Origin of the sequence: Actinomadura fibrosa (genome assembly GCF_900659615.1) — a bacterium.
GTDB classification, from domain to species: Bacteria; Actinomycetota; Actinomycetes; order Streptosporangiales; family Streptosporangiaceae; genus Spirillospora; species Spirillospora fibrosa.
The window spans coordinates 1-6,879 of the sequence record NZ_CAACUY010000362.1 but is presented as its reverse complement, the minus strand read 5'-3'; the positions used below and the strand labels follow the sequence as shown (position 1 = coordinate 6,879).

At 74.5% G+C, this 6,879-nt stretch carries 6 protein-coding genes; 5 read left to right on the top strand and 1 reads right to left on the bottom strand.

What is annotated here, in order from left to right:
* The 5 genes from E1300_RS46135 to E1300_RS46115 form a co-directional block, all read left to right on the top strand.
* Positions 1-1,475: DEAD/DEAH box helicase (locus E1300_RS46135; RefSeq protein WP_242619833.1), on the top strand; the 1,475-nt coding region annotated here is incomplete at its 5' end.
* On the top strand, positions 1,472-2,650 hold the full coding sequence (locus E1300_RS46130) for a hypothetical protein (RefSeq protein WP_131763599.1): 1,179 nt from the start codon (positions 1,472-1,474) through the stop codon (positions 2,648-2,650). The genes E1300_RS46135 and E1300_RS46130, both read left to right, overlap by 4 nt.
* Positions 2,651-2,770: 120 nt before the next feature.
* Entirely contained in the window at positions 2,771-3,589 is an 819-nt protein-coding gene (locus tag E1300_RS46125; protein ID WP_131763598.1) for a mycofactocin-coupled SDR family oxidoreductase, read from the top strand.
* 339 nt (positions 3,590-3,928) lie between these two features.
* On the top strand, positions 3,929-4,465 hold the full coding sequence (locus E1300_RS46120) for a DUF8820 family protein (RefSeq protein WP_207400369.1): 537 nt from the start codon (positions 3,929-3,931) through the stop codon (positions 4,463-4,465).
* Between the two features lie 2 nt (positions 4,466-4,467).
* A complete protein-coding gene (locus E1300_RS46115) occupies positions 4,468-5,673 on the top strand; it encodes a DUF6745 domain-containing protein (RefSeq protein ID WP_131763597.1) in 1,206 nt (401 codons plus the stop codon).
* Between the two features lie 67 nt (positions 5,674-5,740).
* Here E1300_RS46115 and E1300_RS53650 read toward each other — a convergent pair.
* Positions 5,741-6,879: helix-turn-helix transcriptional regulator (locus E1300_RS53650; RefSeq protein ID WP_131763596.1), on the bottom strand; the 1,139-nt coding region annotated here is incomplete at its 5' end.

Here is a 6,879-nt window from a genome sequence, read left to right as displayed (position 1 = left end):
AGCGCGTGCTCGCCGGCCACGACGAGGACCTCGCGGCCCTCGCCCGGCGCATCGACCGCGCCGAGGCCAGGGCGCGCTGGCCGGTGATCGGCAGCCTGCTCCGCGGCCGGGCCGCCCGTCTCGCCGCCGAGCACCGGCAGGGCCAGGACGAACGCGCGCGGATCCACGCCGTACTGACCGGCGTCCTGCGGGACAGGGACCGGGCCCTCGCCGACGCGCGGCGGATCCGCGACACCTCACCCGAGCTGGCCGACCTGCGCCGCGCCCTGGAGGAGGCCCGGGCGGTGTCCGGGGAACGCGCGCGGGCCGCCGCCGACGACGCCGGGGAACTCCGCGCCCTCCTGCACGGCGTGCCCGTCCCGCCGGCCCCCGAGGCGAACCTGCCGGCGCTCGCCGCCTTCCGCGACCAGGCGGCCCAGGCGGTGGAGCTGATGCGGCGCCGCCTCGCCCTGCTGAACGAGTGGCGCGGGCACCTCGGCAGCCGCACCGAGCAGCTCTACCCGGAGCTCGCCCGCTACGCCGACGTGATCGGCGCGACCTGCATCGGCACCGCCACCACCGGGGCGCTCAAGGGGCTCGACTTCGCCCTCGCCGTCGTGGACGAGGCCGGGCAGATCAGCACGCCGAACGTCCTCGTCCCGCTGGTGCGGGCCCGCCGCGCCGTCCTGGTCGGCGACCACCACCAGCTCCCGCCGTTCGTCGACCCGCGGGTGGCGGGCTGGGCGCGGGACGATCCGCGCGCCCTCGACCTGGTCACCAGGAGCGCGTTCGAGCTGCTGTTCCCCGGCGTCCCGGACGGGCACCGCGAGGTCCTGCGCTACCAGCGGCGGATGCCGCCCGTCATCGCCCGGTTCATCTCGCGGTGGTTCTACGACGGCTTCCTGGAGTCGGACGTGCGGCGCCCGCACCGCGACGCCCTGTTCGCCGCGCCGCTGGTGTTCGTCGACACCGCCGGCCTGCCCCGCCGTGCGCGCCACGAGCGCCCGCCCCGCCCGGACGAGCGCTGGGCCGACACCGGCTACGCCAACGACACCGAGGCCCGCGTCATCGCCGACCTCGTCGCGCACTACCACGGCGACGCGGCCGACTGGGCGGCGATCCTCCCGTACCAGGCGCAGGTCGGGCTCGTCACGGAACTGCTCGCCGCGCGCATCGGCGACGAGGCGGCCGCCGCCGGCGTCGGCACCGTCGACGCGTTCCAGGGCGGCGAGCGCGACGTCATCGTCTTCGGGTTCACCCGCAGCAACGCCAATGGCGCCGTCGGCTTCCTCAGCGAGCTCCGCCGCGCCAACGTCGCGTTCTCCCGCCCCCGCCGGCTGCTGATCCTCGTGGGCGACTCCTCGACGCTCGCGCAGGCCCGCGACCCGGCCTTCCGGGCCATGGCCGAAGCGCTCCTGGACCACGTCCGCACCAGCGGCGACCTGCGCGACGTCCGCGAGGTCCAGACGCTGGTCGCCGCGGAGGGAGACCGGTGAGGGAGGCCCTTTACCACAGCGCCCGGGCCCTGGAGGACGCGGCGAGCCTCCCCGGGGTGCGGCCCGTCCGCCTGCACCGGATCGGGGTGCCGCTGTTCGCCGTCGAGATCGGCGCGCTCGTCGAGGACCGCCAGCCCTACGACCTGCTCGACCGCTTCGTCGGCCGCGCGATCGCCGAGGCCGGCCTGCGCACCGTCCCGGACATCGCGGGCTTCCTCGGCCTGGACGAGGCGATGGTGGACCGCGTCCTGCGCTTCCTCGGCGGCGTCGGCCACGTGGTCGTCCAGCCCGACGGGACCCTCGCCCTGACCCGGCTCGGCCTCCGCTCCGTCCACGACGACACCCGGTACGTCCCGAAACGCGACCGGCAGCGGCTCTACTTCGACGGCATCGTGGGCGAACCCCTGCCCGCCGCCTACTACGAGCGCAAGGTGGTCGTCTGGGACGCCGCCGAGGCCAGGGAGCAGAAGTGGCACCGGCTCATGGAGCACGCCTGCGCGTTCCGCCACGACTCCCTCCAGCGCCTCGCCGCGCGTCCCGACCGCCGCGACTTCAACCTCCCGGACGAGCTCAGCGAGGTGACGTTCGAGTCCCTGAGCAACGCCTACCTGCCCTGCTACGTGATCCGCACCGTCACCCCGGCCGGACCGTCCCTGCTGATGTACTCCGCCGTCCCCGAGACCCGCGACGAGCACCTCGCGGCCCTCAGCCGTGCCTGGCCCGCTCTCACCGGCACGCTCGACGCGGGCGACTCCGGCGACGTCCGCGCCGAGTTCGGCGGATGGCTCGCCGACCGCGACATCGACCCGTCCCACCTCCAGTGGACCGACTCCGGCACGCTGCGCCTCACCCTCCCGCCCGCCCGCTTCGCGGACGCCCGCGCGGACAACGGCCGCAGAGCGAACGGCAAGGGCGCCTTCACGCTGACCCAGCTCGGCTCCTACACGGCGGCCCGCAGCCACGTCCTGCAACTGTGGTGCGACGACCCGCGCCTGCGCCGCGAGGCCGTCCTCGAACGCGCCACGAACCGGGTCATCGCGTCCCGGAAACTGTCCGCCGCCGAAGCCGAGGCATTCCTGACCCGCCTCTGCGCCCAGCTCGAAACATCGCCGCTGACCTTGGACGATCTCCGCCGCTACGCCCACCGGACCGGCCAGTCCCCGCTGCCTCTCTGAGCCGGAACCCCCTTCAGTGCGGGTGGTGCCGTCCCGTTGACGCCCCCGGACGGCCCCTGTAGCGTGATCGATAACGCGCTTCTCGTGGCCTGAGAGCATTATTTCCGGCGAGGTGGAGAGATGGGCAAGCTCGACGGCAAGGTCGCCTTCATCACCGGAGCCGCCCGCGGTCAGGGGCGCAGCCACGCGGTCCGGCTGGCGCGGGAGGGCGCGGACGTGATCGCGGTGGACATCTGCGCCCAGCTGGAGACGGTGCGGTACCCGATGGGCACGGCCGACGAGCTCGACCAGACCGTCAAGGAGGTCAAGGCCCTGGGCCGCCGCATCGTCGCCCACCAGGCCGACGTGCGGGACGCGTCCGCGCTGCGGCGGGCCTTCGAGGACGGCACGCGGGAGCTCGGACCGGTCGACATCGTCCTGGCCAACGCCGGGATCGGCGCGGGCGCCGCCGACGCCGCCGAGGAGCAGGAGTGGGACGAGGTCATCGGGGTCAACCTGACCGGCGTGTGGAACACCGGCCGGATCGCGATCCCCTCGATGATCGAGCGGGGGCGGGGCGGCTCGGTGGTGCTGACCAGCTCCACCGGCGGCCTGATCGGCGTGGGCATCCCCACCGCGGGGTTCCTGGGCTACACCGCCGCCAAGCACGGCGTCATCGGGCTGATGCGCTCGTGGGCCAACTACCTCGCGCCCTACAGCATCCGCGTGAACAGCGTCGCCCCGACCGCGGTCCGCACGCCGATGGCCGCCGACGGGAACCTCACCGCGATCATGGAGCGCGTCCCCGAACTCGCGCGGGCGCTGTCCAACGCGATGCCTGTGGACCTCGTGGAACCGGCCGACGTCTCCAACGCCATCGCCTGGCTGGTCTCCGACGACGCGCGCTACGTCACCGGCACCGTCGTCCCCGTCGACGCGGGCCAGCTCAACAAGCGGTAGCCCGCGACCGGAATCCGGACGCCGCCTGCGCGCTTTCCGTTCCGCTCCGGCATCCGAACGCCTCAACGGCTTCGCGGTATCCGCAGAGTGCGGCGAGCTGGAGCGGTGAACTTTTCCTCGGCGCGGACGTGAGCGCCCGGAATCCGGCCATTGATTTCGTGACGGCGCCCAGCACCAGTGTCCTCGGACGAACAACGAATCCGAGGATAAACGCGTTGAACGCGCAGCTCAGAGCGGTAGAGCGGTCTCCGGCGGCCGCCACTGGCGGTGCCTGAAAAATACGTTTCCCCTATGGGTCGACGGCGCTAGCTTTGTGGGAGGCACTGAGCGGAGGCCATAGTGGAACTTCTCAGCAACGTGCGGTCGGATGGCGTCGACCTGGCTCATCTGGCCGCTGAACTCGACATTCCGACGATTGCCGGATTGCAGCACCAGGGCGACCTGTCGGTCATTCCCGCGGCGATGGCGGCGGAGGACTTCCAGCGTCCGGCGGACCCGGTCCCGGCGGTCGGCGTCGCGGTGGTCCGCGGCGAGGCGGGCGGCCACACGCACCTGCTGCTCGCGTCCGGCGACGTCCGGTACGACGTCCGCGACGGCGCGGCGGGCGACATCGTCCTGGGATCGCTGGAGGTCGGCGAGGGCGCGACCGCGTGGCTGGACCACCCGGAGCACGGCAACACCGGGATCGCCCCCGGCCGGTACGTGCTGCGCCGCAAGCGCGAGATGGCGCCGCGCGTCCTGGACCCCGGGGCCCAGCGCAAGCGCGACCGGGCCCGCAAGGAGGCGCGCAAGCAGGAGGCCCGCAAGCGGGCGGCGCGTGAGCAGGCGGCGCGTGAGCAGGCGTGGAGCGCGAGCACCCGCTTCGTCGCGGACTGACGATGGCGACCCCGCGGCCCGCTCACGGCCACCACAGGCCGCCGCCGACCGTGGAGCAGCTGGCTCTACTGCCGTTGGTGCAGGCGGAGTGGACGGGGCACGGGCTGGCCGTGGGACCGGCGGACCGGGCGGCGGCCGAGGAAGGCGTCCGGGACGTCTACCTCGGCGCAGGCCGGAGGCCGCCGGAGCAGGTGATCTGGCTGGGCTCGCCGATGGCGGGCAGCATCGGCGCCGACATCCGCGCGGGGCGGCTCCCGCTCGTCACCAGGCGGGCGTGGCGGACGCTGCCGGAGGCGACCGGCGAGGCCATCATCGATCGGGTGCCGCGGGACACCGCGGAGACCGACCTGATCATGCTCGACCCGCTGCCGTCCGACCTCGGCGGGCTGGAGCGGGATCCCCGGTGGACCGGGCCGCTGGGGCGCCTCGGCCGCGAGGTCGCCGCGGCGGTCGGGACCGGGCTCCGCGGCGCCGTCGGCACGGCCGTCGACCAGGTGGCCGCGACGTGGCAGGACGGGCGGATGCTCCCCGAGGTCGCGGCGCTGCCCCGGCTGGGCGCGTTCCGTCCGCCGATGCTCGGGCAGCCCGCCCAGCTCGACTTCCTCGCGCGGTGCGGCGTCCTGGAGCCGGACCGCCACGGCCGCGGCCTGCTCCGGGTCGGACGGGCGGCGGGGGAGTGGTGGCCGATGCGCGACAGCGTCGTCCTCACCGAGCGTCCCGCCGAACTGCACCACGACGCCGAAGGCCGGCTCCACCACCCGAGCGGACCGGCGGTGCGGTATCCCGACGGCTGGTGCCTGTGGGCGTGGCACGGCGTCACCATGCCGCGCGAGATCGTCGAGGACGACGTCCCGGTCCGCCGCGTGCTGGCGCTGCGCAACTCCGAGCAGCGGCGCTGCGCCGTGGAACTGCTGGCCGGACGGGCCGGATGGCGCCGGGTGGTCGGCCAGGCGGGCTGGCCGCGCGTCGGCCGCGAGGAGCCGGACCCGGGCAACCCCGGACAGATCCTCAGCCTCTGGTGCGTCGACGAGCTCTACGACGACCACCTGCACCTGCTGCTGATGACCAACGGGACGCTGGAACGGGACGGCACCCGGCGGGAGTTCGGCGAGCTGGTGCCCGGCTGGATCCGGGATCCGGTGCAGGCCGCCGCCTGGCAGATCGGCCTCACCGCCCGGCAGTACCGCGAGACCGTCCGGCGGACATAGGCCCGCTGAAGCCGAGCGGGACGCTCCCGAAAGCCGGGAGCGTCCCCGCTCGGCCGACCCGCTTCCGCTACCGGGGGTCTTCGCCGTCCGCGAAGAGGCGGGACCGGTGGGCCCAGGCCGCGGCTTCCAGACGGGTCGTCACGTTCAGCTTGGCGAGGATGTTCGAGACGTGGACGCCGGCCGTCTTCGCGGAGATGAACAGGTGCTCGCCGATCTGGCGGTTGCTCAGACCGGTCGTCAGGAGTTCCAGCACCTCCAGCTCGCGGCCGGTGAGCCTGGCCGGCGCGTCCTGCCGGGGCCGGGCCGACGGAACGGCCGCCGACAGGGCGATCCGGGACCGCTTGGCCAGCTTCTCGATCTCGGCGCGCAACGGACCGGCTCCCAGGTCGGTGGCGATCGACGCGGCCTCGGTCAGGGACGCGATCGCCTGGTTCCGGTCCGGGACGGACAGCGCGGCACGCGTGGCGCCGAGCAGGGCTTCGGCCAGCGCGTAGGGCTGCTCAAGTCCGCGCCACGCCGCGACCGCCCGGGACCACGCGTCCATGTCGTCCCGGTTCATCTCGGCGTCGAACGCCATCCGGTACGCCTGCTGGAGCCGTCCGGTGGCCGTGAGCTTCCGGGCGCACGCGGCCAGCCGCTCGGTCAGGCGCCCGGCCTGCCGGTGGTCGCGGAGGCCCTGCGCCGCGGTGGCGAGCAGGGGCCAGGCCAGTTTGGGGCTGGCGAGCGGATCGTGGTCGTCGAGGACGTGGCCGGCGATCGCCGCCACGGCCGCGGCGTCCTGCCTGACCTGGGCGATCCGGCAGTCGAGCAGGTCGGGTTCGAGGCAGGACTCCTCGCCGCGGTTGTTGCCGCGCAGGGCGGCCCTGGCCTGCGCCGCGGCCGCCGCGGCCCGGCCGGTCTCCCCGCGCCTGAGGTCGACGGTCGCCTGGATGATCCGCAGGTAGGCCTGGTAGAGCGGCGGCGGCGCGAGGCTCAGCGCGTCCCGGTTGACCTCGCTCGCCTCCGCCCAGCGGCCCAGCGAGAGCAGCGACTCGGAGAGGTTCGGCGCCAGCAGCGTGCCGCGGGTGCGCGCCAGCCCCAGACCCTCGGCGAGGGCCATGCCGTGCCGCGCGGCCCGCGCCGCCCGGGCGTGCTCGCCGGCGGCCTCCAGCGTGTCCGACTCGGTGATCGCCACGAGCAGCCGCGTGTCGTGGGCGCCGGCGCGCG

Excerpts from the sequence above, each read along its gene's own strand:
- E1300_RS46125 (WP_131763598.1), top strand. The coding sequence starts at position 2,771 with ATGGGCAAGCTCGACGGCAAGGTCGCCTTCATCACCGGAGCCGCCCGC.
- E1300_RS46115 (WP_131763597.1), top strand. The coding sequence starts at position 4,468 with ATGGCGACCCCGCGGCCCGCTCACGGCCACCACAGGCCGCCGCCGACC.